Origin of the sequence: Aeromonas sp. R10-2 (assembly GCF_040908445.1) — a bacterium.
GTDB classification, from domain to species: Bacteria; Pseudomonadota; Gammaproteobacteria; order Enterobacterales; family Aeromonadaceae; genus Aeromonas; species Aeromonas veronii.
Genome location: NZ_JBFODS010000021.1, coordinates 56,468 through 81,689 on the forward strand (window position 1 = coordinate 56,468; position 25,222 = coordinate 81,689).

The window sequence follows — 25,222 nt, forward strand, 5'->3', positions numbered from 1 at the left end:
GCCATGCAACAGGGCGCCTGCAAGGCGCCCTGTTCATTTGCGTATCCCTTACGTTGCGGCTCAGGCAAGGCTGGTGGCAGGCAGCTGACAGGCCACGGCTTCCCGGCGCAGTTGCTGCAAGCGGGCCAGCAGCCCGGTCTGGCCCAACTCAGTCTCCTGAGGCGAGAGATTGTCCACCAGCAGCGAATAGTGATCCGTCACCGCCTGCATCAACCAGTCGAGGCGACGCAGGGTGAGTGGGCCGCAGCTCTGGCCGCTCAGATCATCGGCCACATCGAGTCGGTGGCTGCGATACATGTCACGCCACCAGTTGGCGACCAGCGCCTCGTCGCTCGCCAGCGCGGCGCTCCACTCCCCTTGCAGGGCGTGCAGGCGGGCCAGCACGGGCGCGCTGGCCCCTTCACGGATCAGGTGGTGGATCTCCCGTTTCACCCATTTCAGACAAAGCTCGCGCCAGTAGCGAAATTGCGGCAGAGGATCGGCCTCATCGAGCCAGAGTCCGGAGAGGGTACGGGTCTCCAACCGCTCCGGTACATGGAACTGCGGGTCGACCAGACCGTTGGAGTTGTATTCAAAGCGGGGATCGAAGGTCCACATATAGCCAAAGTCGAACACGCAGATCTGCTCGCCGTCATCGAGCAGGTTGCCCGGGCTCGGGTCCCAGTCAAACCAGCCCCAGCGGGCCAGCTCACCCTGCACCTCCAGCATCTGGGCCAGATTGCGCTCGTTGAGCTGGTGGACCGGCACACCCCGCAACCAGGGGGAGACCAGCACCCCGGCCCGCGCCGAGCCAAAGCTGGTGCAGACCACGTGGGAGAGGACGGTAGGGTGCAACTCGCGCAGCGCCTCGATTTCGCGCCGCCGCTCCAGCTCGGTCAGAAAGGCGGTCTTGCCATCGAGGTTGGCCACCAGCGAATCCTGACGGCGCCGCTTGAGGCACCAATGATGCCCCTCCACCTTGAGGTGAAACACCTCGGCGGTGAGACCGTGGCGATAGACCTTGACCACAGCCGGATGGCTATCCTTCAGCTTGACCAGTTGGGCCAGCGGCAGCGGGCAGTCGCGCTCGCGTCCGATCCGGATCTCTTCCTTGCTCTCCAGCATGCGCAGCAATCTGGCCTGACGTGCCATCACTTTGGGATTCATACATGTACCTCCAGTCGCTATCGAGAGACTAAACAGCAGATCTCTCCCAAGCCAGTGGCAAAACCCCATGATGACGCTTTCATCACATATTCCGAACAACCCCTCGATCGGGATCACAATTTGCAAGGTTGAGCTGTAACCAAATATTCATTAAGTGGTCATTAAATTGACAAGCTGAAACAAGGCCCGCACCATCGGGTCAAACTCTATGCGGATGAACGATCTCTCCCTCACTCGCTCAAAGGATGAGCTTATATGAATCGCCCCTCCTCAGGCCGCCCCCGCGTCCTGAGTCTGCCTTCTCTACTGCTTGCCCTACTGGGCGGATTGCTGCTGCTGACCCTGTTGTTGCCACTGATCAATCCCGTTAGCTGGCTGGGCCGTGCCCAACCGCTGGTGCTGGGCCCCGCCGACAATCCGCTGGCTACCCTCACCCGCCACGCCCTGCTCTATAAAAGCGACAGCCGCGGCCTCTATCTGGTGGTACGGAGTCAGTGGCAGTTGCGGGGGCCGCTGCAAGCGGGGGACAAGGTGCGGGTAGAGCTGCTCAACGACAAGGGGGAGCGGATTGACCAGCTCAGTCAGGCGGTGGATAAACGTCAGGTATGCCGGAATAACCGCTGCACCCTGGATCTCAACAGCACCCTGCGGGCCCCGGACGATGCCCTTGATAGCCGCTATCAGTTGCGCATCGGTCTGCTGCTCAAGGATCGCCCCGAGAGCGGCGATTTCAGCCAGATCCTGCAAACCCTGCCGGAGCAGGGCTTCAACCTCACCTATCTGGTGGTGAGCCTGACGCTGGTGCTGGCCCTGAGCGCCGCCGTGCTAAAAACGGTGCTGCCAAAGCTGCGCCGCAGCCTGCGCTGGCGGATCATCGGCAGCCTGCTGCTCGGCAACCTCACCTTCGTGCTGCTGCACGGCTTCGTGGTGTTCAAGCTGGGGGAGTTTCTGCTCTGGTCAGGCTTTCGGCCGGAGCACTACTATCTGGCCTGGGGCAGCATGGTGCTGGGCTGGAGCCTCTGCGCGCTGGCGGGCTTCAACCTCTATATGGGGCTGGTCTTTACCGCGCTGTCAGGCATAGGTCTGCTGGCCAACTTTATGAAGATCGCCATCTACGGCGTGCCGCTCGGCGGGGACGATTTTGGCAACCTGCTGGCGCTGCTGCGGATCCTGCTCGACCAGCACCCCATCCTGCCCATCTTCACCGTGTTGCTGGCACTGTTTCTCTGCTGGCGCTTTGCCCTGTCACGCTGGGTGCTGCGCACAGCCGCGGCCACCGTCGCCTTCTTTGCCCTCTGCGTCTTTGCCACCCAGACCGGCAACAAGCTGCTGGGGGCCAACATTCGCTACGTGGATCGCGCGGTCAACTACCACAGAGACATCATCCGCTCCGGCCCCGGCCTCTATCTGTTCAATCTGGTGGACGAGATGCTGCAAAGCGGCAGCGTGTTTCGCTACCCCTTGCAGATCAACGAGCTGGCCCCACAGCTGAGCTATCCGCCCCAGGGCATTGCGCCGCGCTGGGATCTGGTGATCGTGCTGCAATATGAGTCGCTCTGGCTCGACTGGAAAGGGCGGATCTGCGCCCCGGCCCCCACCCTCTCCCTGCCCGCCAGCGTGCAGCAGTGGCAAAAGACCATCCACTCCCCCACCACCGGCGGCATGACGGTGCTGGCGGAGTTCGAGATGAATACCGGCTTGCCGGTGGGCTTGCTCAAGCAGGGGGTCGTGCCCTACTACTACCTCTCGCAGCAGGTGCCGGGGCTAGCCCAGAGCGCCAGGCAGAGCGGCTACCAGACCCTGTTCGCCCACCCCTATGTGGAAAAATTCTGGGGTCGCGCCAAAGCAATCCCGGCGCTCGGCTATGAGGAGCGCTGGTTCGACACCCGCTTCACCACCCTTGAGCACAAGGGGCTCTATATCTCCGATGATGCCCTCATCGACCACCTGCTCAAGCGCAGCGAACAGGATGACAAACCGCTGTTTGCCTATGCGGTCACCATGCAGGGGCACGGCCCCTTCGATGGCCCCCGCTATCAGGGGCAGGAGCGCAGCGGCGCCTGCCCGAACCAGAGCGAGAGCGACACCCAGCTGCTCAACACCTACTACACCGGGGTGGTGGATGCCATGGCCTCGCTGGAGCGGCTGCTCAAGACCCTCGACCAGTCGGGCAAGCGCTATCTGGTGGTGGCCTTTGGCGATCACCAGCCGTTTCTGATGTCCGCCGGCAAGGGCATTCACGGTGACAAGCCGGCACGCGATGCCACCTACCAGATCCCCATGATGGCCTTCACCCGCGCAGATGATCCCCTCAATCTGGCGACCCAGTTTGCACCGGTGCGCCAGCTCTACCAGATGGGTCAGGCCACCCGCCAGCTGCTGGCGGGGGATATCACCCCCATCGAAGAAAAGCCCCTGCTCCATCCGGTGCTAGGCGAGGAGAAAGGCTTCGACCCATCAAGCCTGGTGCCGCAGATCCGCGCCAGCTTCAGGCCCGATGCCCTGCCCTGATCACGCCCCACAAAAGCAGACAAGGCCGCATCCGCGGCCTTGTTGTTGGACATTCATTTCGTGCTCATTCTGCTCGCCACCAGGGCTGCAGCAAGGTGAGCTGCTGGCGGTCGAGATCGAGCGCCACCTCGATGCCCAGCGGCAACGTCAGCATGGGGTGGGTATGGGCGCAGTCAAACTCCGCCAGAATGGGGAAGTTCGGCTCCCCCACCACCTCCAGCAGGATATCGAGGGGGCTCTTGCCGCTGCCCTGATCGTTGAACCGCTCATGCTTGCCGAGGATAAGCGCGCCGATCCGCTCAAACACCCCGCACAGCTTGAGGTGGGCAAAGGAGCGCTCCAGCGTCTCGGCAGATTTCAGGCTGTCCTCCAGCAGCAAAATGTCGCCGTGCTCGATAACGGGCATATAGGGGGAACCCCAGATCCCCGCCATGGTGTTGAGGTTGCCGCCAATCAGCCGTCCCTCAACCCGACCTGAACCCACCGAGATCAGCCGATTGGGCTGGCACTGCTTGGCACGGGTCTGGTTCTCCCAGTCCAGCCGTTGATCGCTCCACTTTGCCGGGGTGGGCAGCGTGCAGGGGACGCCAGCTTCATCGGCCAATGCAATCTGTAAAAAACTGGCCAGTGTCTCATCCACCAGCGGCGGCAACTCGCCAAAGGAGGCCACCAGCGCCGGGCCATAAAAGGTAACCAGGCCAGTTTGGGCATGGATGCCGAGCAGCAGGGCCGTCACGTCTGAGTAGCCGACGATGATCTTGGGGTCGCGCCTCAGCGCCTCAAAATCGAGGTAGGGCAGCAGGGAGTTGGAGTTGCTGCCGCCAATCACCGACATGATGCAGCGCACTTCTGGGTCGCGAATAAGGGCATTGAGCTCCTCGGCCCGCACGGCGATGGAACCGGAGCGCCAGTGATCCTGCTGGCCGGTGAGGCTGCCCGCCTTGAGCCTAAAGCCCTGCCCCTCAAGAAAGGCTTTTGCGCGGGCAAAACGGTTGGGTGCCCAGGCGGTCGCCGCGCTGGAGGGGGAGAAAAAAGCGATGGTATCGCCACGTTTAAGCAGCGGGGGAACCAATAACGTCATGACACACTCATCCTTGCCAATATCCAACCATCACCGAGTCGTTGAGACTCCTACACAACCCCTTTGATCACAACGGGTTTATTACGGTCGTTTAGAAATACAAAACACTTGATTCATTATTAACAGATATTCTAAACACCATCCCCTTCCTAGAATGACCTCATTGCGATGGCCAACCCCGGTTGGTTGTCAGAATGATCGGCCTGACAGCCCGAACGTTCTCTTTCCCACTTTTTCTCTCTGACTTATCAATGAGGTGCCTGTCATGAACAAAAACGCATCCCCCAGCGCATTGGTTGTAGAAGGCGGTGCCATGCGCGGCATATTTGCCAGCGGCGTGCTGGATGCGTTTATCGAGCATGACTATCGCCCCTTTGACTTCGCCATCGGCGTCTCGGCGGGGGCCACCAACTTGCTGGCTTATCTCGCCAGCCAGCATGGCCGCAGCCACGAGATCCTGACCAAACTGGCGTGCAGCCAGCAGTTTATGGATCCCCTGCGCTTTGCCAAGGGGGGCAATCTGGTGGATATCCACTGGCTGTGGAACACCAGCTGTCGCAAGTATCCCCTCGACATTCACGCCTACCGGGAGACCGGCATCCCCTTCTATGCGGTGGTGACCAATACCCTGACCGGCAAGGCGGAGTACATCCGGGTCAAGCCGGAGAACATGAACGAGGTGCTGCCCGCCAGCTGCGCCATTCCCCTCGCCTCCCACGAATACCCGGAGGTGCACGGGGTACCGATGACAGATGGCGGGGTGGCCGACTCCATCCCGGTGATCGAGGCCTACCGCCGCGGTGCCCGTCACCTGACGGTGATCCTCTCCGAGCCGCTCGGCTATCGGCTCAAGCCGATGCCCTTCCCCTGGATGATCCGCACCCTGCTCAAGACCCGCCCCGCGCTGGCACAGGCGCTGGAGCAGCGGGATCGCAGCTACAACGAGGCGCTCGATTTTATCGCCAATCCGCCGGAGGACTGCCAGATCGAGGTGATCGCCCCGGCCGACTACTTCCCCGTCTCCCGTTTCACCCGCGATATCAACAAGCTGGAGATGGGATACGTGATGGGCAAGTGCGCAGGCTATCAGGCCGCCCTGCTCAATTGATAAGGGTTTTACAGACATGACCCGACCTGCCGCGACGCACGCGCCGCCAACACAATAACAATCGGGTCAGTTGAGCAACATGAGTCATAAAAACAGACCGTGGCGAGGCAAGCGCGGCCAGAACCGATGCCAGACATCCTGACCGGCCCGCTCCTCATCCCTATGCCAGGGCATCTCACCCTCATACAAGGTGTTTATTTATGTCGTTTCTTCTCACCCATCCCGCGCTGGCGCAGCTGTTCGAGCGGCTGCTGCCCGATTACCGGATTATGGCGCCCGCGGCCGAATATCGGGGCGGCCGCTTCTCCGACACCGACAACGTCACCTACCACAGCATCCGCCATCCGGCCGATCTGGTGTGGCAGGAGAAGTCCCACTTCTCCCCGAAAGAGGTGGTGCTCCCCATTACCCAGACCCTGTTCCACTTCGACAATCTGGAGCTGCGCGAATCAAAGGTGGAGGCCAAGCCCACCCTGCTGTTCTTGCGCAGCTGTGATATCCACGCTCTGCGCAGGCTGGATCAGGTCTACCTGAAAAATGGCCAGAACAGCGACGTCTACTACGCCCGGCTGCGCAGCAAGCTCAAGCTGGTGCTGCTGGAGTGCCGCGAGAGCTTCGAGAACTGCTTCTGCGTCTCCATGGGCAGCAACGAGACCCAGGACTACGCCGCCGCCATTCGTCTGAGCGATGAGGGTGCCCGTATCGAGGTGAAGGATCCCGAGCTGCTCGGCTACTTTGCCGAACTGGGTGAATCCGACGACTTCACCCCGGAGTTTGTCCAGAGCAACCCGGTCAAGGTACGCACCCCGGACAACGTCTGTGACGACCCCCAGCGGATCCGCCAGATCCTCACCGCCCATCCGGTCTGGGCCGAGTACGACAGCCGCTGCATCGGTTGCGGCCGCTGTACCACCTCCTGCCCGACCTGCAGCTGCTACAGCGTGCACGACCTCACCTATGCGGAGAACCCCAAGCAGGGCGAGCGCCGTCGCCAGTGGGCCAGCTGCATGGTGGATGGCTTCAGCGACATGGCCGGTGGCCACGGTTTTCGCGCCAAGCATGGCGAGCGCCTGCGTTATCGCGCCCTGCACAAGGTCAACGACTACAAGGCCCGTCAGGGGGAGGAGCACATGTGCGTCGGCTGCGGCCGCTGCGACGATCGCTGTCCTCACTACATCTCCTTTAGCAACATCATCAACAAGATGACCGATGTGGTCGAACAGACCATCGCAGCCGACAACGCGCAGGGGGCGAACTGATATGTGCCAGTGCCAGCAAACCGCAACAGCAGAACCGCAGCAGGACGTGGTCGAAAACCGCCTGCTGCCCAAGGCCTACACCATTCTGGCCATCGAGCGTCACACCGAGCTGGAGTGGAACTTTCGGGTCTCCCGAGACTTTGATGTCCACTACGGCCAGTTTGTGGAGATCTCCCTGCCCACCGTCGGCGAAGCGCCCATCTCGGTCTCCGACTATGGCGATGGTTATGTCGACCTGTTGATCCGCAAAGTCGGCAAGGTAACCGATGCGCTGTTTGCCCTCGATGTGGGCGACAAGGTGTGGATGCGCGGCGTCCACGGCAACGGCTATCCGCTGGAGACCTACCGCAACCAGCACCTCATCGTGGTGGCGGGCGGCACCGGCGTCGCGCCGGTCAAGGGGCTGCTGCGCCGCTTCAGCAAACATCCGGAAGAGGTGAAATCCCTCGACATGATCCTCGGCTTCAAGAACGAGCAGGCGGTGCTCTATCGCCACGAGATGCCGCTCTGGGCCGAGCAGCAGAACCTCATCGTCACCCTGGACGAGGGCAAGGAGAGCGAGCAGTTTCGCATCGGCCGGGTCACCGACTACATCGACCAGCTGGATCTCGCTGACAAGGAGGATATCCAGGTGATCGTGGTCGGCCCCCCCATCATGATCCGCTTCGTGGTGCTCGCCTTCCTCGAGCGGGGCATCCCCAAGGATCGCATCTGGGTCGACTACGAACGCCGCATGGCCTGCGCCGTGGGCAAGTGTGGCCACTGCCGGATGGGCGACACCTATATCTGCGTGGATGGACCGGTCTTTCGTTTTGACCAGGCCCAGCATCTGATCGACTGAGGGAGAACACCATGAGTCTCGATATCGACATCATCAAGGCCCGCGCCAAGAACGAATACCGCCTCTCAAAGGTGCGCGGCGAAGCGATGATCAGCGTACGCATTCCCGGCGGGATCATGCCCGCCCACCTGCTGGCGGTGGCCCAGCAGATCGCCGAACAGTATGGCAACGGCCTGATCCACCTCACCACCCGCCAGAAGCTGGCGATGCCCGGCATCAAGTATCAGGACATGGACAAGGTCAACGCCGCCCTCGAGCCCTTTATCAAGGAGATCGAGGTGGAGACCTGCGGCATCGAGGTAGAGGACACCACAGCCGGTTACCAGACCATCGGCGGGCGCAACATCGTCGCCTGTCAGGGCAACACCATCTGCCAGAAGGGCAATATCGACTGCACCGGGCTGGCCCAGCGGATGGAGAAACACCTCTACCCCAACCCCTATCACCTCAAGATGGTGATCGCCGGCTGTCCCAACGACTGCGCCAAGGCCAACATGGCCGACTTCGGTATCCTCGGCATCGCCAAAATCCACTTCAATGCCGAGCGCTGCATCGGCTGCGGCGCCTGCGTCAAGGCGTGCAGCCACCACGCAGTGGATTGCCTCGCCATCAAGCATGGCAAGGCGGTCAAAGAGGAGAGCAAGTGTATCGGCTGTGGCGAGTGTGTGCTGGCCTGCCCGACCCTGGCCTGGCAGCGGGATCCCAAGCAGCTCTACATGGTCAAGCTGGGGGGGCGCACCAGCAAGAAGACTCCCCGTACCGGCAAGCTGTTTCTCAACTGGGTCACCGAAGAGGTGCTGCATGCGGTGATCAAGAACCTGTTCGAGTTCGAGGCCGAGATGCTGGATGGCAAACCCATCTACCTGCACATGGGTCACCTTATCGACCGGGCCGGTTATCACAAGTTCAAGGAGCGAGTGCTGCGCGGCGTCACCCTCAACCCGGAAGCCATGGTCGCTGACCGCATCTTCTGGGCCGAAGATCAGTACGTCGCCAACATGCACGTCAAAGCGGTGCAATAGGAAAAACCTCGTTTGGGGAAGCGTGATCAAGTGGCCGACACCGGTGGGGATCTGTCGTTGGCCCGGGCGTAGATCACCCTTCCCCTTTTTTATTCCCGTCGGGGGATCTTTCCCCCGACCATCCGGGCCGCGTCACGGCGCGCCCTGCTATCTCGTCCGGCGCGGCATTGCGAGCGGGCCAGCATCCGGAGCCTGTTATGGACTTTCTCCCTCTCTTCTGTCAGCTGCAAAACAAGCCGGTCCTGATCGTCGGCGGCGGTGAGGTGGCGGTGCGCAAGGCGCGCCTGCTGCTCGATGCCAAGGCGAAGATCACCATCAATGCCCCGCATCTGGAACCCCAGCTGATGAGCTGGGCCGAGCAGGGTCGCCTGACTGTCTGCGCCGCCGATTTTCATCCCGAACTGCTCGATGGCAAGTGGCTGGTGATCGCCGCCACCAACCAGCAAGAGGTCAACCAGCAGGTCTTTCATGAGGCGAACCTGCGCCAGATCTTCTGCAATGTGGTGGACTCCCCGGCCCACTGCAGCGCCATCATGCCCGCGATCATTGACCGCTCGCCGCTGATGGTGGCTATCTCCAGCGCAGGCGCGGCGCCGGTTCTAAGCCGCCAGCTGCGGGAAAAACTCGAAGCCATGCTGCCGCAACACCTCGGCCAGCTCGCGGCGCTGGCGGGCAAGCTGCGCGAGCGGGTCAAACTCATTCCGGACAAGCTGGCCCGCCGCCGCTTCTGGGAGCGGCTCTTTAGCCATGAGCAACTGGCATGCCAGCTGGCGCGCGGCCAGCAGCAGGCTGCCGAGCAGAGCGTCGCAGAGCTGCTCGATGAGCAACCACAGAGCAAGGGAAGCGTAACCCTGGTCGGCGCAGGCCCCGGCGATGCGGGGCTGCTCACCCTAAGCGGTCTGCAGCAGTTGCAGCAGGCGGATGTGGTGGTCTATGACCGACTGGTCTCGCAGGAGGTGTTGGCGCTTGTTCGCCGGGATGCCGAGCGGATCTTTGTTGGCAAGGAGGCGGGCCGCCACTGCGTACCCCAGCAGGCGATCAACCAGCTGTTGCTGGAACAAGCGCTGCTGGGCAAACAGGTGGTGCGGCTCAAGGGGGGCGATCCCTTTATCTTTGGCCGGGGTGGCGAGGAGCTGGAGACCCTGGCCGAGGCGGGCATCTCCTTCTCGGTAGTACCGGGCATTACGGCTGCGTCGGGCTGCGCCGCCTACAGCGGCATTCCCCTCACCCACCGCGATCACGCCCAGCGGGTGCAGTTCATCACCGGCCACGACAAGGAGGGCAATATCGCCCAGGAGTGGTCGGCGCTGGTCGCCCCACGCCAGACCCTGGTCTTCTACATGGGGCTGGCCCACGCCGCCCGCATTCAGGATGCGCTGCAAACCCACGGCATGCCCGGCCACACCCCGGTGGCGCTGGTGGAACAAGGCACCCAGCTCAGTCAGCGGGTGGTGCGCGGCGAGCTGCAACAGCTGGCCGAACTGACCCATCAGGTGAAGAGCCCGAGTCTCATCATCATCGGCTCGGTGGTCACTCTGGCCGACAAGCTGGACTGGTATGGGGAAGCCAACGCCATCCACGGCATCTAACCCCGCACGGCTATCATCTAATAGCGACAAGAAAGCAGAGAGCGGCCACGCCGCTCTCTGCTTTTTGCATCAATGACCAAGCCGTGGCACGGCACGTCTGTTACTCGAGCCTGATGGGGCCGGTATTCTGAACATCGCTGTCATTCCAGTCGCTCTCATCGCGAATGCGCGGATCCCCCTGCAAGGTGTAGAGGATGGTGCCCTGACGAAACTGCAGCGCGCCATCGGCCCGTTTCGCCTTCACCTTGACTCCGTTGACCCACACCTGCTCCTTGCCATCCACCTGAATATTGGCCACCGTGGCGCCAGTCTCGCGGTTCTTGGCTACCCACTTGCCCTGATAGGGCGAGTCCCCCTTGGCCATCGGCAGTGCGGCGGCCTTGCCCGCCGACCAGGCGTGCACGGTGCAAAAGCCGTGGGCCCGGCGATCATGCTTGATGACGTAATCCAGGGTGGGTTCGCTGGCGGGCAGATCGAAGGTGATCCCGATAACCACCTTGCCGTTTGTGGCCGAATAGGCGGCGGGCGCCAGCGTTTTCAGGGTCGCCTTCTTGCCATTGATAAAGACGTTGCCCCCTTGCGACTTGACCCGAACATCGGTGGGACAGGTGGCGCTGAAATTTGGCAGCGCCGCGAGGGCACTGCCGGCATGGGCGGTCATGGCCAACATGACAAGGGTCAGCAGAGCAGGTTTTTGATTCATAGTGATACGCCTTCAAGAGAAGAGAACCTCGTCCGTGAGCGGTGTCGTTCCTGATGGCGGCACTCTAGCTTGACCCTCTCGGGCTACCCAGTTAAAAAAAATAAAACCGGTCAGTGGAATTATTAATAAATATAAATATTTAAAATCAATGAGTTGATAAAAAACCCTTACCAACAACACGTATCTGCCAAGCAATAAAAAAGCCGATAACCCGGTTATCGGCTCATTGCCCATGAAGACGCTGGAGCCCGATCAGACCACCACGGCGGTGCCACTGATGCTGACCATCAGCATGCTGCCGTTTTGCCCCACCACTTCGTAGTCGATATCGATGCCGACCACCGCATTGGCGCCAAGGGCGGCGGCACGCTCTTTCAGCTCATCGAAAGCGATCTCGCGGGCACGGGCCAGCTCTTTTTCATAGGCACCGGAGCGGCCGCCGATGATGTCGCGGATCCCGGCAAAGAGATCCTTGAAAATATTGGCGCCGAGAATGGCTTCGCCAACCACGATGCCGCGGTATTCACGAATGGTTTTGCCTTCCAGCGTGGGGGTCGTCGAGAGGATCATCTTGAACTCCTGTGAGTAGCAGAAGGGCTCAGACTACCCCAACTGCCCGAAAATCCCAACCGGGGGGTGACCTGTACGACGCCGTCCTTAAAAATCACGACGGCCAGATAAAAAAACACCGCGCACGGGGCACGGGGCACGGTGTTTGTTTCAAAGAGCCATTGCCAACGGCAAGCCGTCACGGATTGTAAGAGACCACCGAGCCGCTGAGGCCGGTCATCTGGGAGATCCGCCCCTGCATCCCCTGCAGTTTGGCCTTGGAGACATCCGGTCCGATAAAGACCCGGTTGAGCTGACCCTGCACCGGTGTGCGCGGCGAGGTGTGGGCAGAGTAGCCCGCCGCCCGCAGCTTGCTCACCAGCGCGTTGACGCTGTCGACGTTCTTGAAGGCGCCAAGCTGGAGGATCCAGCTACCCTGTGCCGGTGCCGCAGCAGGCGCGGGTGCGGGTGCGGTCGGCTGGGTCATCTTGCTTTCAATCAGATCGTCGAGGGACTTGATCTGACCCGCCTGCGGCTTGGCCGGTGCGGGCGCCTTGGCCACTTCAACCGGTTTGGCTGGCGTCGGCTTGGGTGCTGGCTTGGGCGGTTCGACCGGCTTTTTGGCCACCACTTCCGGCTTGGGCTGTGGCTTGGGTTGGGCATTCTGTTGCGGCTGAACCGGTGCCGGTGCGGCAGGGGTTGTCGCCGGCTGCGCACCGTTGCCCTGACCGGCGAGGGTCATGGGGTCAGCCACCTCTTCCACTTGCCACTGCTGGGCCGCAGAGGCCTGTTGCTGGCTGGCCAGATGATCGGCGGGCAGGCTGCTGGCTGCCGAGACCTGCAGCGCAGGCTTGGCAGGCTCCAGCTCGGGGCGCAGCGGGATCTTGGCAAAGGCCTCCTCCTTTTGTGCCAGCTTGTGACCATCCAGCAAGTCCGGCAGGAAAATAACAACCAGGGCCACCAGGATGACGGTGCCCACCAGACGGTTTTGAAACTTCGAGGCCAAGTTGAATCCTACCTTTACGTAACTCAATATGCGATTTGGCTCCCCGCCCGAAGGCCGGGGAGCCGGGGTGTGGCCTAGACGGCGACACCCGCCAGAATGTCGGCGACAGTGTAAAACGAACCAAACACAATGACCATATCGTCCGGACTCGATGCGGCCAACGCTGCCTGATAAGCGGCGCTGACATCATCAAACTCCCTGGCAGGGCCCTTGCCCTCTCCCAACTCCGCAGCCAGCTGCGCAGCAGTGGCGGCGCGCGGGCCGGTCAGGCTGGCCAGATACCACTCGCCGATCAGACCATCGAGTTCGGCAAGGGATCCCGCCATGTCCTTGTCTTTGAGCATGCCGACCACGGCGCGGCGTACACCCGAGCAGGGCATCTTGCGCAATTGCGCTGCCAGATAGGCTGCCGAATGGGGGTTATGGGCCACATCGACGATCACCAGCGGCGCACTTTGCAGCTGCTGCATCCGGCCAGCCAGCCGGACATTGGCCAGCCCGTCACGAATGGCGGACTCCGGCAGCGGCAAGCCGAGGGATTCCAGCGCCGCCAGCACGGTCACCGCGTTCATCAGCGGCAGTGCCGGTTTTGGCAGATCCCGCCACTGGTTGAGGCCGTGATAATCCCAACCGCTCTCGTGCTCATCGCCACGAAAATCGATACCGACCTGACGCAGGTTGGCGCCAAGACGCTGTGCTTCGCTCGCGATAGTCGCTGGCGGATTGGGCTCGCCACTGATGGCGGGTTTACCGGCGCGATAGACCCCAGCCTTCTCCACCGCCACAGCTTCGCGGGTATCACCCAGCCAATCGCAGTGATCAAGGGCAATGGAGGTGATCATCGCCACATCGGACTCCACCACGTTGGTGGCGTCGAGCCGACCACCCAGCCCCACTTCCAGCAGCAGCACATCGGGGGCGGCGCGGCAGAAGAGCCACAAACTGGCCAGGGTGGCGAACTCGAAGAAGGTGAGCGCTATCTCGCCACGCGCCGCTTCCACTTCGGCAAAAGCGGCGCAGTGATCGCTGTCGGGCAGCTCTTGCCCGTTGACCCGCACCCGCTCGGTAAAGCGCAGCAGATGGGGCGAGGAGTAGACGCCGACCTTATAGCCTGCGGCCATCAGAATGCTGGCCGCCATGGCACAGCTGGAGCCCTTGCCGTTGGTGCCCGCCACCGTGATCACCTTGAACGGCAGCTGGGTAAGCCCCATACACCGGGCGACAGCACCGACCCGATCCAGCCCCATGTCGATATTGACCGGATGGATCTGCTCCAAATAAGAAAGCCAGTCGACAAGCGACCGGCTTTGGGATTGTTGCATGTTTGAACTCATCTTCACTCTTCGATGACGTGAGTATTCAGCATTTTGGCGAGCAGGCTGGCCAGACGGTTACGCATTTCGCGGCGATCGATGATGATATCGATGGCACCCTTTTCCAGCAGGAACTCGGAGCGCTGGAAGCCTTCCGGCAGTTTCTCGCGCACGGTCTGCTCGATAACGCGCGGGCCGGCAAAGCCGATCAGCGCCTTGGGCTCGCCCACGTTGATGTCACCCAGCATCGCCAGACTGGCAGAGACGCCACCCATGGTGGGGTCGGTCAGCACGGAGATATAGGGCAGGCCCGCCTTGGTGAGTCTGTCCAGCGCAGCACTGGTCTTGGCCATCTGCATCAGGGAGAAGAGGGCTTCCTGCATGCGAGCACCACCAGAGGCGGAGAAGCAGACCAGGCCACGGCCTTCCTTGATGCACTCCTCAACGGCGCGCACAAATCGGGCACCGACCACGGAGGCCATGGAGCCACCCATGAAGGAGAATTCGAACGAACAGGCGACAACCGGTACCCCTTTGAGGGTCCCTTTCATCACCACCAGCGCATCTTTCTCCGCCGTCTCTTTCTGCGCGGCAGACAAACGATCCTTGTAGCGCTTGGAATCCTTGAATTTCAGTACATCCTGCGGCTCCAGCTCGGCACCGATCTCGGTACGACCCTGCTCATCGAGGAAGCTCTCGAGACGGGCGCGGGCGCTGATGCGCATATGATGATCACACTTGGGGCACACTTCGAGGTTGCGCTCCAACTCTGCCCGGTAGAGCACCTGTTCACAAGCACTGCACTTGGTCCACACCCCTTCCGGAATGTTGTGACGACGGGGCGCAGTGATCTTGCTCTTGGGAAGAATCTTCTCAAGCCAGCTCATGGAATTCCTTAATGCTTTTGTGCCTGACAAAACGCATCGAGCCTAGATTGTTCAATGACTTAATAGCTCGATGGCAACAAATGACGGGTCATTAAACCACAATTTTTCGGGCGCAGTTACTAAAAACTGGTCGTACCCGGTGCCGAGTCCGGCAGCCACAGCGGGCCGAGCGGCAACTGCGGCAGAGCAAACTCGGCCGGGTAATCCACGTCGACCAAATAGAGGCCGCCGGCCTTGGCGGTCGGCCCGGCCAGATTGCGATCCTTGGCAGCCAGCACCTCGGCAATCCACTCCACCGGTTTGAGCCCCTGCCCCACCAGCAGCAGGGAGCCGGTGATGTTGCGCACCATATGGTGCAGGAAGGCGTTGGCCTTGATGTCGAGCACGATGTAGGGGCCGGAGCGGCTGACACACAGATGGGTCACATTGCGCCACGGGGTGTTGGATTGGCAGGCGACGGCACGGAAGGTGCTGAAGTCGTGCTCCCCCAGCAGGCTCTGGCCCGCCTGGTGCATCAACTCCGCATCGATAGTCTCGTGGTAGTGGCTGACGCCACTGCCGAGGATCGCCGGCCGGTAGTTGTGGTTGTAGATGACATAGCGGTAGCGACGGGCAGTAGCGCTGAAGCGGGCGTGGAAGCTCTCGTCCACCTGCTTGACCCAGCGCACGGCGATATCCGGCGGCAGGTTGGAATTGAGCCCCAGGGTCCAGGCCCCTTCGGCACGGTTCGCCTCGGTATCGAAGTGGATCACCTGACCGGTCGCATGGACACCGGCATCGGTGCGTCCGGCACACTGGATGGAGACAGGGTGGTTGGCAATCCGGCTCAGCGCCGTCTCCAGTTCAGCCTGCACGCTGATCACTTCACGCTGACGCTGCCAGCCGAAATACCGGCTGCCGTCATATTCAATACCTAGGGCAATTCGCATGGATAAACTTGTCTTGTTGTGAAAACGCAGTGAAAGAAACGGGGCGGATTATACGCGCTCAGCCCGAAAAGTCCCACCACACGCCGCAATTGGCCTGGATGGTCAGCCTGCGCGGCCATGACCCCCCATCGCAAATCGCCAAAAGAAGAGGGCAGCCTGCTGGCTGCCCCCGTTTTGCTGATCCCGTGATGGGAGATGCTTTAGCCCAACCGCTTGAGCAACTTCTCGGCTTCGGCGCGCTGGTGATCGCTACCCTGTTCCGCTGCCTCTTGCAGCAGCTCGCGGGCGCTATCCTTGTCGTCAATCTCGAGGTAGGCACGGGCCAGATCCAGCTTGGCACCCACACCGCCGTCGTCGGCATCCACATCAAATCCGGTGGATTCCGGCAGCACCTCGGGGAAGCCATCGAGCCCCACATCCAGCGAGAAGCCCTGATACGGCTCCTGCTCCGGCGCGGTGGCATCCGCTTCGGCCAGCAGCTTGTCGATCTCGACGTAGCCGCTCTCCTGCGCTTGCTCACGGGGCTGCACATCGGCCGGATGAGACTCCACCTCGGCGAACGCGTCTTCAAAATCGGAGAGCGCCAGCTCGTTGGGGTCCCACTCCAGATCCAGCTCGGCTTCCTTCGCCTTGACAGGCTCAAGACCGAGCTCGGCCAGCATGGCATCCGCACTCTCGTCGGTGTCCTCCGCGGCACTGAGATCAATGGCGTTGCCATCTTTCCCTGTGGCGGACTCGTCGAGGGCACTGTCGAAATCACCGAGATCGAAGCTGGCCAGATCGTCGTCAGCGGCGCCGACTTCGTCGATGGAGCTCAAATCGGGCTCGAGGTCGGCTGAGAGATCCGCATCCAGCTCGGCAAACAGGGCTGCCTGCAGCTCCTCTTCGCTCATGATCTCGTCAGAGGCCTTGGGCTTGGGGTTGAACTCGCTGGCCAGATCCATGGCGGGCTCGTTGGCCAGCGCAATGGGCTCATCCAGCGAGAGATCGAGATCCGGCACCAGATCCGGGTCACGACTGGCTGGCTGGGCCGCCATCCGCTCGGGCTCGAAGCCCTGCAGCTCCATCTCGCCCTCGTCGCTGAACACCAGATCGACATCCGGCTTGGCGGCCGGCTCGTCAGGCTCCATCGGCATAAAGCCATCCGGGGTGTTGAGATCCGGCACCGGGCGCACCGGCTCGTTGTCGGTCACATCGACGCTCAGCAGATCATCAAACTCGCTCTGCTCCTGATCCATCATCATGGCGGTGGATTCGGAGAGGCTCTTCTCCTGCTCTTCCAGCTCTCGACGGGCACGGGCACGCAGCCACAGGGTCACCAGCGCCAATACCAGCAGCACCGGCAGCAGAATGATCATGGCGAGGTTGAGCGGTGAGGAGAGCAGATCCATCAACCAGTTTTTCTCAGGCTCAGGCTCGGCTGCCACCGGCGGGACCGGTTGCGCCTTGAGCTCGGCAATCTCTTTTTGCAGCGCGGTCTGATCCTGCAGCTGGGCTTTGAGGGTCTCTACCTCTTCGGTCAGGGATTGCAGACGCAGCTTGAGCCTGTGGTTCATCTCGGTCACCTGGCCGAGCTGGGCATTGGCATCTTCCAGTGCCAGCGCCATCTCGGTAGCCGGTTTGCCCACCGGTTTATCCAGATCGGAAGGCAGAGGCGCCGGGGTGGTGCCTTCTGCTGCGCTCGGAGCAGGTGCTACCGCCTCTTTCGGCGCAGGCTCGCTCACCTTGGCCACTTCTTTGGTTTCAGCAGCCGGTTGCGGTGCCACCACCGGGGCGGGAATGGGGGCGGCTTTCGCCACTGGCAGCGGCGCAGGCGCAGCCTTCACCGGCTCGGTCTTGGCGGCTTCCACCTTCGCGGGTTTGGCGGCAGCCGGCTTGGCGGTATGGGCCTGCTTGTCAGCCAGATATTTGGGGCTTAACCCCTTCCAGCTGGCGTTGTCGCTGCGGAACTTGGCGCGGGCCTGAGCATCAGTGATGACGCTCGCCTCGGCCGCGGTCGGCAGCAGAATGCGGGAGCCCACCAGAATGTGGTTGATATTGCCATCGGCAAAACTGCGGGGGTTTTTCTCGTAAATCGCCACCATGGTCTGGTAGACGCTGACCCGATTGGAGGGACGATATTTGCTCGCCAGGCTCCAGAGGGTATCAGTCGGACGAACAGGGCCATAGCTACCGGCATTGGCAGTGACCTGACGCACCACCGGCTGGGCGGTTGCACGCACCGGTTGCGCGACGGGTCTGGCGACCGGCTGCGCCAGCGGCTGGGAATTGACGGCGGGAGGTGCGGGTTCGTCAGGGCCTTTTAGCTCGACAAAAAAAGGCTCCCGCGCCGAGTCTTCAGCCTGGACGGTGCCCAGCAGACCCAATGCGAGTAGCGTTGCCAATGTTATGCGGGAATGTCCCATATTCGTTCCTTCGTATGACGGCCCTATCACATTGAAAAATCTGGATAGTTACCCCAAAACAGTCGGTTCAATATAAATCAGGCTCGCCTGGCAAGCCAGCAGTCCGACACATTTAGCACCCAACTTGACCCTGAGTGTAGGAAAAAACTTAATCAGTTGATATCGCAACAGAATCTTGAAGTGACGGAGTGCGGCATGGGTCACACCCCGGTTTGATCACAGGCCGGATGCGCAGCACTCCCTGCTGCGCATCTGTGGCATCTGACCAGCCTTACAGATAGTCGCGAACCAGCAGCTCGGCAATCTGTACACTGTTGGTTGCCGCGCCCTTACGAACGTTATCGGCCACGATCCACATATTGATACCACTTGGATGAGAAATATCCTGGCGCACCCGACCCACCAGCACCTCATCCTTGCCGGTTGCATCACGCACCGGGGTCGGATAGTCCCCTTCGTCATCAAACAGGGTCACACCCGGCGCATTGCGCAGCAGATCCTTGACCTGTTCGGCATCGAGCGGCTGGTGCAGTTCGACGTGTACCGCCTCGGCGTGGCCGTAGAAGACCGGCACCCGCACGCAAGTCGGATTCACGGCAATGCTGGCATCGCCGAGGATCTTCTGGGTTTCCCATACCATCTTCATCTCTTCACGGGTGTAGCCGTTGTCAGTGAAGCTGTCGATCTGCGGGATCAGGTTAAAGGCGATCTGTTGCGGATAGAGGGTCGGTTCCACCGGACGACCGTTGAGCAGATGAGCGGTCTGACCCGCCAACTCGCTGACCCCCTCTTTGCCGGAGCCTGACACGGATTGATAGGTGGCCACGTTGATGCGGGCAATGCCCACTTCGTCGTGCAGCGGCTTCAGGGCCACCAGCATCTGGATAGTGGAGCAGTTGGGGTTGGCGATGATGTTGCGATTGCGAAAATCGGCCAGCGCATCCGGGTTCACTTCCGGGATCACCAGCGGGATATCTTCGTCGTAACGGAAGCAGGAGGTGTTGTCGATGACGATGCAGCCGTGTTCGGCAGCAATCGGCGCCCACTTGGCAGAGACCTCGGCACCGGCGGAGAAGAGTGCGATCTGCACCTGGCTCCAGTCAAACTCCTCCACATCGAGGATCTCGAGGTTCTTGCCGCCAAAGCGCACGGTATCACCGGCGCTGCGGCTGGAAGCCAGCGGATAGAGGGTCGCTACCGGAAATTCGCGCTCTTCCAGGATCTCGATCATCGCCTGACCCACGGCGCCGCTGGCACCCAATACCGCTACGTTAAACTGCTGGCTCATTCTGTTCTCCTCTGATAATGCTGCAATGGCGCCGGGTGGCACCATGGTCGGCAGGCTCCCGCACTGCGAGATAACGCTGCCTGATATGGCTGAGCTGGCGCAGTAGCATCTGCGCCAGCTCAGTAAAAAAATGGGGGCGAGGTAGCCAGTACGGCTCACCCCTTCCGGTTATCTTCCAACTCCTAGGCCCCGATTCAGGGGTGTGACAGCGCAAATCCCAGCTCGCCCAGCGCCTGGTCGGCAAACGCCCCCTCGATCTGCAGGGAGGATAGTTCACGGCGCTCGGGGTAGTGTTTGCGCTGCTCGTCAAAGCTACCGGGCAAGCCGAGTCGGGCCCGGAAACGGGCATCATCGCGACGCACGTCATAGACCAGATGCACCAGCTGCTTGATCAACGCCTGATCCGGTGCGCGGCCCGGCACCACCGCCTGCACATCGGGGGCTGGCAGGAGCTTACTCAAATCCTGACGAGGCTGGCGTCCCAGCTGCTGGCAGAGCGCCTGGTAGAGCATCCAGGTACCGCGGGCCTTCCCCTCCAGGCTGTAACCGGCTATATGGGGGGTGGCAATCTCGGTATGGGGCACCAGCGCAGCCAGTGGCTCGGGCTCGTTCTCCCACACATCCATCACCAGTCGCAAAGGCGTATCGCCCAACTGACGCGCCAGCAGGGCCCGGTTATCCCACACCTCGCCACGGGATGCGTTGATCAGGATCTGTCCGGCAGGGCGCGCGGCAATCTGTTCGGCATCCAGCAGATGGTAGGTGGCATCCTGCCCTTCACGGGTAATGGGCACATGGAAGCTGACGATATCGGCGCCAAGAGCGGTCTGATAATCGACAAAGCCCGCATCGGGGGTATTACGCGCCTTGGGTGGATCGCAGCGCAGCACCCGCATGCCGAGTGCTTGGGCCTTGGTCGCCACACACTCGCCGGTATTGCCCGCGCCAATCACCGCCAACGTCATGGCCGAGAGGTCGAGTTCGTAACGCTCCGCCAGCACCAGCAGGGCGGAGAGCACATAATCCCCCACCGAATACTTGTTGCAACCGGGGGCGCTGAAGAAGGGAATATTGCGGCTTGCCAGCAGCGCCTTGTCCACATGGTCGGTGCCTATGGTGGCGGTGCCGACAAACCCGAGTTTGGGGCTGGTCGCCAGCAAATCGCCGTTGACGCGGGTGACCGAACGCACCAGCAGCACGTCGGCATCCAGTAGATCGCGGGCCTGCATCTGCCGTCCGGGCAAGGCGACCACCTCGCCAAACTCGGCAAACAGCTCCACGGCATGGGGCATATTCTCATCAACGACTATCTTCATCGGGCTCTCTTTGGTCACAACCGCCACGGGGGCGCCATTCTAGCGCAAAGCCGCCCGAGATTTCAGCCTGTGATGCAATCCGGCGCTAAACGGGACCACATTGTGCGGCAGCCACCCCATCCGCCCGCTCAAACAGAGGATGTCGCCACAAATGTGTAAGCAGAGGTAACAAACGTGCTGCTCGGCTTTGTCCGGGCATATCACGGTGGCACAATGCCCCTCTTTTTTCGCGATCGCCCATACCTACCATGCCGCCACACGCTTCGTCGCTCCCAACGTCAACCACCTCACTCACCCGCAGCCAGGTGCTTGTCTTCACTGCCCTGTTGATCCTGCCCCTGTTACTGCTCGCCACCCTGCCCTGGCAGCCTTTTCTGACCGGCTCCCTGCAATCAGGCTGGTTATGGTGGTCATACGCCCTCACCCGCATGGTCGATATTCCCGGGATCGGGGTCAGTGGCGCCCTCTTGCTGTTGCTGACCCGCTACAAACTGAAACTGGAGCTGACCCCCTTCATTGCGCTGGGATGCGCGCTGGCAGCCCTGCTCTCCAGCGACTGGGTGCTCAAAAGCCTGATCAAATACCTGACCGAAGAGCCCAGACCCTATCTGCTCTGGCTTGAAAGTCAGGCGCTGATCCCGGCCATCAAGCACTTCTACGCCAGTAGCGTCGATGTGCGCAGTGAACAGGTTCACGCCGCCAGCCAGCTGCTGGCCCTGCCAGAGTGGCTCGGCCACCACTGGCAGGACGAGGTGAACTACGCCTTCCCCTCTGGCCACAGCATCGCCGCCATCAGCCTGGCCCAGTTCTTTGGTCTGATCTGGCTGGCCCGCGCTCCCACGGGCGTCTGGTTGCTACCGTTGTGGGCGCTGGGGATTGGTCTGTCACGCATGGTGATGGGGATGCACTGGCCGGTGGATGTGCTGGCCAGTGCCCTGCTGGGGTCGCTCACGGCGCTGATTGCCGCCCGCTGGTGGCTGCACAGATATTGAATCCAGCGCCATCTTGCCGCGGCTTACTGCAACAGGATGGGGGGACAAGCCTGTGCTTTTTTGCCATAATGCCGCCTCATTTTATCCCGACCGAGATCCCATGACCGACGCTGTTCATACCCTCAAGGGCCGTTTCCGTGGTTTTTACCCCGTCGTCATCGATGTTGAAACAGCCGGGTTCAACGCCAAGACCGATGCCCTGCTCGAAATCGCGGCTTACACCCTGAAAATGGATGAGCAGGGCTGGCTCGTTCCCGATCAGGTATTCCACTTTCATGTCGAGCCTTTCGAAGGGGCCAACCTGGAAAAGGCTGCGCTGGAGTTCACCGGCATCGACCCTTACAACCCGTTGCGTGGCGCTGTCTCGGAAAAAGAGGCGCTGACCGAGATTTTCAAGGGGATCCGCAAGGGGATGAAGGAGCAGGATTGCAGCCGCGCCATTATCGTGGCCCACAACGCCACCTTCGATCACGGCTTCGTGATGGCGGCAGCCGAGCGGGCTGGCCTCAAGCGCAATCCGTTCCACCCGTTTGCCACCTTCGACACCGCAGCTCTCTCCGGATTGGCGCTGGGTCAGACCGTGCTGGCCAAAGCGTGCCAGAGCGCCCGCATCCCGTTTGACAATAAAGAGGCGCACTCTGCCCTCTATGACACCGAACGCACCACAGAGCTGTTCTGTCATATCGTCAACCGTTGGAAGAGCATGGGGGGATGGCCGCCAGCGCATCCAGATGATGACACAACCGATGCCCCTGCCGACGATGAGGGGCAAGCATAAACGGATGAAGGCTGCCACTGGCAGCCTTCGCTTTTTGGGGAAGTGATTGATTGCACGGCGCACCGGAAATCGCTATCAACGTCACTATCCACCGCTGCGCACGGGATGCACGGAGACAAACAGGTCACAAACCCTCATGTTGAGCAACCTTGTGCCACATGCTGCTGCGATATAAGGGGTTTGACTGATTTTTTACTCGACATTTGTCACATTTTTCGCAAACTAACTCCCCTTCACATGACAGACAGCAATAACAAACTATAAGGAAATCAAATGAATCCAGTTGTTATCGCAGTCGGGCTGATGCTGGTGCTCAGTCTGCTGCGGATCAATGTGGTGGTCTCGCTGGCGCTGGGGGCCATTGCTGGCGGCCTGGTCGGTGGGCTGTCGTTGACCGATACCCTCACCACCTTCAGCGGTGGCCTGGGCGGTGGCGCCGAAATTGCTCTCTCCTACGCCATGCTGGGCGCCTTTGCGGTTGCCATCTCCCGCTCCGGGATCACCGACCTGCTGGCCCGCAAGGTGATCAACCAGTTGGGCAAGGATGCCAGCTCGACCCGCATCATGTGGGTCAAAACCCTGCTGCTCTCTTCCGTGCTGGCCGTGGCAATCTCCTCCCAAAACCTGATCCCGGTTCACATCGCCTTTATTCCCATCCTGATCCCGCCGCTGCTGCATGTGATGGCGCAGATGCAGATCGACCGTCGTCAGGTGGCCTGTGTCATCACCTTTGGCCTGACAGCCACCTATATGGTGCTGCCGGTCGGCTTTGGTGGCATCTTCCTAAATAACATTCTGGCCAAGAACCTGATCGATAACGGCGTGCCCATCACCACCAGCCAGATCCCGCTGGCGATGGCCATTCCGGTCGCCGGTATGGTACTGGGCCTGCTGATTGCGGTATTCATCAGCTATCGCAAACCGCGCCAGTACGATCTGGCCAAGATCCTGGATGCCGAGCCCGAAGCGATCGAGCTCAACCTCACCCACATCTGGGTGGCCCTGCTGGCCATTGGCGTAGCGCTGGGGCTGCAACTGATGACCAACAGCATCGTACTGGGTGCACTGGCCGGTTTTGTCATCTTCACCTGCGGCGGCGTCATCAAGTTTCGCGAAAGCCAGGATGCCTTCACTCAGGGGGTGCGGATGATGTCGCTGATCGGCTTCATCATGATCTCCGCCGCCGGTTTTGCCGCGGTGATGAAGGCGACCCACGGGGTCGACTCTCTGGTCCAGGTGGTCGCCTCCGGCATCGGTCAGCACAAAGGGATCGCCGCCTTCCTGATGCTGCTGGTGGGTCTGCTCATCACCATGGGGATCGGTTCTTCCTTCTCCACCGTGCCCATCATCGCCACCATCTATGTGCCGCTCTGTCTGCAGCTCGGCTTCTCACCAATGGCGATCATCGCACTGGTTGGTACCGCAGGCGCGCTGGGGGATGCGGGTTCACCGGCCTCCGACTCGACGCTGGGCCCCACCTCCGGCCTCAACGCAGATGGTCAGCACGACCATATCTGGGACAGCGTGGTGCCCACCTTTATTCACTACAACATCCCGCTGGTGATCTTCGGCTGGATTGCCGCCATGGTGCTCTGATAGCCCTTCAGGCTGCGAACTCTGCACGTCACAATGCACAACAAGAAGGCGACCTGATGGTCGCCTTCTTGTTGTATTCGACTAGATAAACAACAGCACGTTAGCTTGTGGTGACGGTGAAAAGGTACCGCTCGCTAACCCAGCGCAACCTCCTGCATGATGCTCCGATAGATAAAGTAGCGATGGCAGAACAGCAAAAAGTCCGGTGATGCATCCGATCGGTTGAGTTGATATGATGAACTCTTTTGAGACCGACAGCTTCATGGCATCCATCACCGTTCACTGTCCTCGTTGCAACTCTGACCACGTATATCGCCATGGTAAGACCCCTGCCGGCCATGTTCGCTATCGTTGCCCCGTCTGTCCGCACGTGTTTCAGCTCACCTACACCTATGAAGCCCGCAAGCCTGGCGTCAAAGACAAGATTGTTGATAGGCGTTCAACGGCTCAGGTGTTCGTGATACTGCTCGCGTGCTCAAGATTGGTATACCGTCATACGCGCCTTAAAAAACTCACCCCAAGGCAAGTAACCTCCGAAAAGGTGGTGCTCGATGACGTGGCGCTTATCTGTGAACTTGATGAACAGTGGGCCTATGTCGGCAATAAACAGCATCGACATTGGCTTTGGTATGCCTTTGATACCAAGAGAAAACGAGTCGTGGCATATACCTTTGGCCCACGCAACGATGAGACATGCCGTCACTTGCTGAGCCTGCTTTCTCCGTTCCAGATAGGCTTTATAACCAGTGATGACTGGGGAAGCTATGCCAGAGAGGTGCCGAGTGAGATGCATCTGACCGGGAAGTGCAGTGGTCTAATCATCCCGGACACCATTTTAGGTGGTACACGCCACCATGACCTGAGGTGTTCAATGACAAGATTACGTCGCTCATTTACTGCCGA

General features: G+C 60.9%; 20 protein-coding genes and 1 pseudogene. 10 read left to right on the top strand and 11 right to left on the bottom strand.

Features of this window, described 5'->3' with window-relative positions; all coding sequences use genetic code 11:
* Positions 1–60 precede the first annotated feature (60 nt).
* Positions 61–1,146: a hypothetical protein gene (locus AB5Y97_RS04780; RefSeq protein ID WP_107684959.1), complete on the bottom strand. Its 1,086-nt coding sequence runs from the start codon at positions 1,144–1,146 to the stop codon at positions 61–63.
* 255 nt (positions 1,147–1,401) lie between these two features.
* On the opposite strand from AB5Y97_RS04780, the gene AB5Y97_RS04785 reads away from it, so the two are divergent.
* Positions 1,402–3,657, top strand: coding sequence for an LTA synthase family protein (locus AB5Y97_RS04785; RefSeq protein WP_368157302.1), 2,256 nt, complete (start codon positions 1,402–1,404; stop codon positions 3,655–3,657).
* 64 nt (positions 3,658–3,721) lie between these two features.
* Here the strand turns inward: AB5Y97_RS04785 and AB5Y97_RS04790 are convergent, their stop codons facing one another.
* Complete coding sequence (locus AB5Y97_RS04790) at positions 3,722–4,738, bottom strand: S66 peptidase family protein (RefSeq protein ID WP_368157303.1); 1,017 nt, start codon at positions 4,736–4,738, stop codon at positions 3,722–3,724.
* A gap of 265 nt (positions 4,739–5,003) precedes the next feature.
* On the opposite strand from AB5Y97_RS04790, the gene AB5Y97_RS04795 reads away from it, so the two are divergent.
* The 5 genes from AB5Y97_RS04795 (at position 5,004) to cysG (ending at position 10,557) form a co-directional block, all read left to right on the top strand.
* A complete protein-coding gene (locus tag AB5Y97_RS04795; RefSeq protein ID WP_005333746.1) occupies positions 5,004–5,846 on the top strand; it encodes a patatin family protein in 843 nt (280 codons plus the stop codon).
* Positions 5,847–6,046: 200 nt separating this feature from the next.
* Positions 6,047–7,105 (top strand): anaerobic sulfite reductase subunit AsrA, encoded by a 1,059-nt coding sequence (asrA, locus tag AB5Y97_RS04800; protein WP_368157304.1) that lies wholly within the window; start codon positions 6,047–6,049, stop codon positions 7,103–7,105.
* A gap of 1 nt (position 7,106) precedes the next feature.
* Positions 7,107–7,946, top strand: a complete 840-nt coding sequence (asrB, locus tag AB5Y97_RS04805) for an anaerobic sulfite reductase subunit AsrB (protein ID WP_021229668.1) — start codon at positions 7,107–7,109, stop codon at positions 7,944–7,946.
* 11 nt (positions 7,947–7,957) lie between these two features.
* A complete protein-coding gene (asrC, locus tag AB5Y97_RS04810) occupies positions 7,958–8,968 on the top strand; it encodes a sulfite reductase subunit C (protein WP_040066440.1) in 1,011 nt (336 codons plus the stop codon).
* Positions 8,969–9,165: 197 nt separating this feature from the next.
* A complete protein-coding gene (gene cysG / locus AB5Y97_RS04815; RefSeq protein WP_368157305.1) occupies positions 9,166–10,557 on the top strand; it encodes a siroheme synthase CysG in 1,392 nt (463 codons plus the stop codon).
* A gap of 100 nt (positions 10,558–10,657) precedes the next feature.
* Here the strand turns inward: cysG and AB5Y97_RS04820 are convergent, their stop codons facing one another.
* The 9 genes from AB5Y97_RS04820 to AB5Y97_RS04860 all read right to left on the bottom strand — a co-directional run bounded on the left by AB5Y97_RS04820 (position 10,658) and on the right by AB5Y97_RS04860 (position 20,953).
* Positions 10,658–11,260 (bottom strand): hypothetical protein, encoded by a 603-nt coding sequence (locus AB5Y97_RS04820; protein WP_257696714.1) that lies wholly within the window; start codon positions 11,258–11,260, stop codon positions 10,658–10,660.
* Between the two features lie 252 nt (positions 11,261–11,512).
* Positions 11,513–11,830 (bottom strand): heavy metal-binding domain-containing protein, encoded by a 318-nt coding sequence (locus AB5Y97_RS04825; RefSeq protein WP_005333757.1) that lies wholly within the window; start codon positions 11,828–11,830, stop codon positions 11,513–11,515.
* 178 nt (positions 11,831–12,008) lie between these two features.
* Complete coding sequence (gene dedD, locus AB5Y97_RS04830; RefSeq protein WP_368157306.1) at positions 12,009–12,815, bottom strand: cell division protein DedD; 807 nt, start codon at positions 12,813–12,815, stop codon at positions 12,009–12,011.
* Positions 12,816–12,889: 74 nt separating this feature from the next.
* Positions 12,890–14,149, bottom strand: coding sequence for a bifunctional tetrahydrofolate synthase/dihydrofolate synthase (folC, locus tag AB5Y97_RS04835; RefSeq protein WP_368157307.1), 1,260 nt, complete (start codon positions 14,147–14,149; stop codon positions 12,890–12,892).
* A gap of 2 nt (positions 14,150–14,151) precedes the next feature.
* Positions 14,152–15,015 (bottom strand): acetyl-CoA carboxylase, carboxyltransferase subunit beta, encoded by an 864-nt coding sequence (gene accD / locus AB5Y97_RS04840; RefSeq protein ID WP_005333765.1) that lies wholly within the window; start codon positions 15,013–15,015, stop codon positions 14,152–14,154.
* 119 nt (positions 15,016–15,134) lie between these two features.
* Positions 15,135–15,944 (bottom strand): tRNA pseudouridine(38-40) synthase TruA, encoded by an 810-nt coding sequence (gene truA / locus AB5Y97_RS04845; RefSeq protein WP_040066446.1) that lies wholly within the window; start codon positions 15,942–15,944, stop codon positions 15,135–15,137.
* 200 nt (positions 15,945–16,144) lie between these two features.
* Positions 16,145–18,349: a FimV/HubP family polar landmark protein gene (locus AB5Y97_RS04850; protein ID WP_201947887.1), complete on the bottom strand. Its 2,205-nt coding sequence runs from the start codon at positions 18,347–18,349 to the stop codon at positions 16,145–16,147.
* Between the two features lie 271 nt (positions 18,350–18,620).
* Positions 18,621–19,637 (bottom strand): aspartate-semialdehyde dehydrogenase, encoded by a 1,017-nt coding sequence (locus AB5Y97_RS04855; RefSeq protein ID WP_005344937.1) that lies wholly within the window; start codon positions 19,635–19,637, stop codon positions 18,621–18,623.
* A gap of 194 nt (positions 19,638–19,831) precedes the next feature.
* Positions 19,832–20,953, bottom strand: a complete 1,122-nt coding sequence (locus AB5Y97_RS04860; protein ID WP_201947883.1) for a 4-phosphoerythronate dehydrogenase — start codon at positions 20,951–20,953, stop codon at positions 19,832–19,834.
* Positions 20,954–21,201: 248 nt separating this feature from the next.
* On the opposite strand from AB5Y97_RS04860, the gene AB5Y97_RS04865 reads away from it, so the two are divergent.
* From AB5Y97_RS04865 to AB5Y97_RS04880, 4 genes and pseudogenes are all read left to right on the top strand, one after another.
* Complete coding sequence (locus AB5Y97_RS04865) at positions 21,202–21,945, top strand: phosphatase PAP2 family protein (RefSeq protein ID WP_201947881.1); 744 nt, start codon at positions 21,202–21,204, stop codon at positions 21,943–21,945.
* A gap of 100 nt (positions 21,946–22,045) precedes the next feature.
* A complete protein-coding gene (rnt, locus tag AB5Y97_RS04870; protein ID WP_198303920.1) occupies positions 22,046–22,723 on the top strand; it encodes a ribonuclease T in 678 nt (225 codons plus the stop codon).
* A 273-nt stretch (positions 22,724–22,996) separates the two neighbouring features.
* Positions 22,997–24,319, top strand: a complete 1,323-nt coding sequence (locus AB5Y97_RS04875) for a Na+/H+ antiporter family protein (RefSeq protein WP_128835913.1) — start codon at positions 22,997–22,999, stop codon at positions 24,317–24,319.
* 245 nt (positions 24,320–24,564) lie between these two features.
* Positions 24,565–25,124: pseudogene (locus tag AB5Y97_RS04880) on the top strand (IS1 family transposase); the annotation flags it as partial.
* Positions 25,125–25,222: the final 98 nt, after the last annotated feature.

Bases quoted from the DNA above. Each gene is read 5' to 3' on its own strand.
- AB5Y97_RS04780 (WP_107684959.1), bottom strand. From the start codon at position 1,146: ATGAATCCCAAAGTGATGGCACGTCAGGCCAGATTGCTGCGCATGCTG.
- AB5Y97_RS04785 (WP_368157302.1), top strand. From the start codon at position 1,402: ATGAATCGCCCCTCCTCAGGCCGCCCCCGCGTCCTGAGTCTGCCTTCT.
- AB5Y97_RS04790 (WP_368157303.1), bottom strand. From the start codon at position 4,738: ATGACGTTATTGGTTCCCCCGCTGCTTAAACGTGGCGATACCATCGCT.
- AB5Y97_RS04795 (WP_005333746.1), top strand. From the start codon at position 5,004: ATGAACAAAAACGCATCCCCCAGCGCATTGGTTGTAGAAGGCGGTGCC.
- asrA (WP_368157304.1), top strand. From the start codon at position 6,047: ATGTCGTTTCTTCTCACCCATCCCGCGCTGGCGCAGCTGTTCGAGCGG.
- asrB (WP_021229668.1), top strand. From the start codon at position 7,107: ATGTGCCAGTGCCAGCAAACCGCAACAGCAGAACCGCAGCAGGACGTG.
- asrC (WP_040066440.1), top strand. From the start codon at position 7,958: ATGAGTCTCGATATCGACATCATCAAGGCCCGCGCCAAGAACGAATAC.
- cysG (WP_368157305.1), top strand. From the start codon at position 9,166: ATGGACTTTCTCCCTCTCTTCTGTCAGCTGCAAAACAAGCCGGTCCTG.
- AB5Y97_RS04820 (WP_257696714.1), bottom strand. From the start codon at position 11,260: ATGAATCAAAAACCTGCTCTGCTGACCCTTGTCATGTTGGCCATGACC.
- AB5Y97_RS04825 (WP_005333757.1), bottom strand. From the start codon at position 11,830: ATGATCCTCTCGACGACCCCCACGCTGGAAGGCAAAACCATTCGTGAA.
- folC (WP_368157307.1), bottom strand. From the start codon at position 14,149: ATGAGTTCAAACATGCAACAATCCCAAAGCCGGTCGCTTGTCGACTGG.
- accD (WP_005333765.1), bottom strand. From the start codon at position 15,015: ATGAGCTGGCTTGAGAAGATTCTTCCCAAGAGCAAGATCACTGCGCCC.
- truA (WP_040066446.1), bottom strand. From the start codon at position 15,944: ATGCGAATTGCCCTAGGTATTGAATATGACGGCAGCCGGTATTTCGGC.
- AB5Y97_RS04850 (WP_201947887.1), bottom strand. From the start codon at position 18,349: ATGGGACATTCCCGCATAACATTGGCAACGCTACTCGCATTGGGTCTG.
- AB5Y97_RS04855 (WP_005344937.1), bottom strand. From the start codon at position 19,637: ATGAGCCAGCAGTTTAACGTAGCGGTATTGGGTGCCAGCGGCGCCGTG.
- AB5Y97_RS04860 (WP_201947883.1), bottom strand. From the start codon at position 20,953: ATGAAGATAGTCGTTGATGAGAATATGCCCCATGCCGTGGAGCTGTTT.
- AB5Y97_RS04865 (WP_201947881.1), top strand. From the start codon at position 21,202: ATGCCGCCACACGCTTCGTCGCTCCCAACGTCAACCACCTCACTCACC.
- rnt (WP_198303920.1), top strand. From the start codon at position 22,046: ATGACCGACGCTGTTCATACCCTCAAGGGCCGTTTCCGTGGTTTTTAC.
- AB5Y97_RS04875 (WP_128835913.1), top strand. From the start codon at position 22,997: ATGAATCCAGTTGTTATCGCAGTCGGGCTGATGCTGGTGCTCAGTCTG.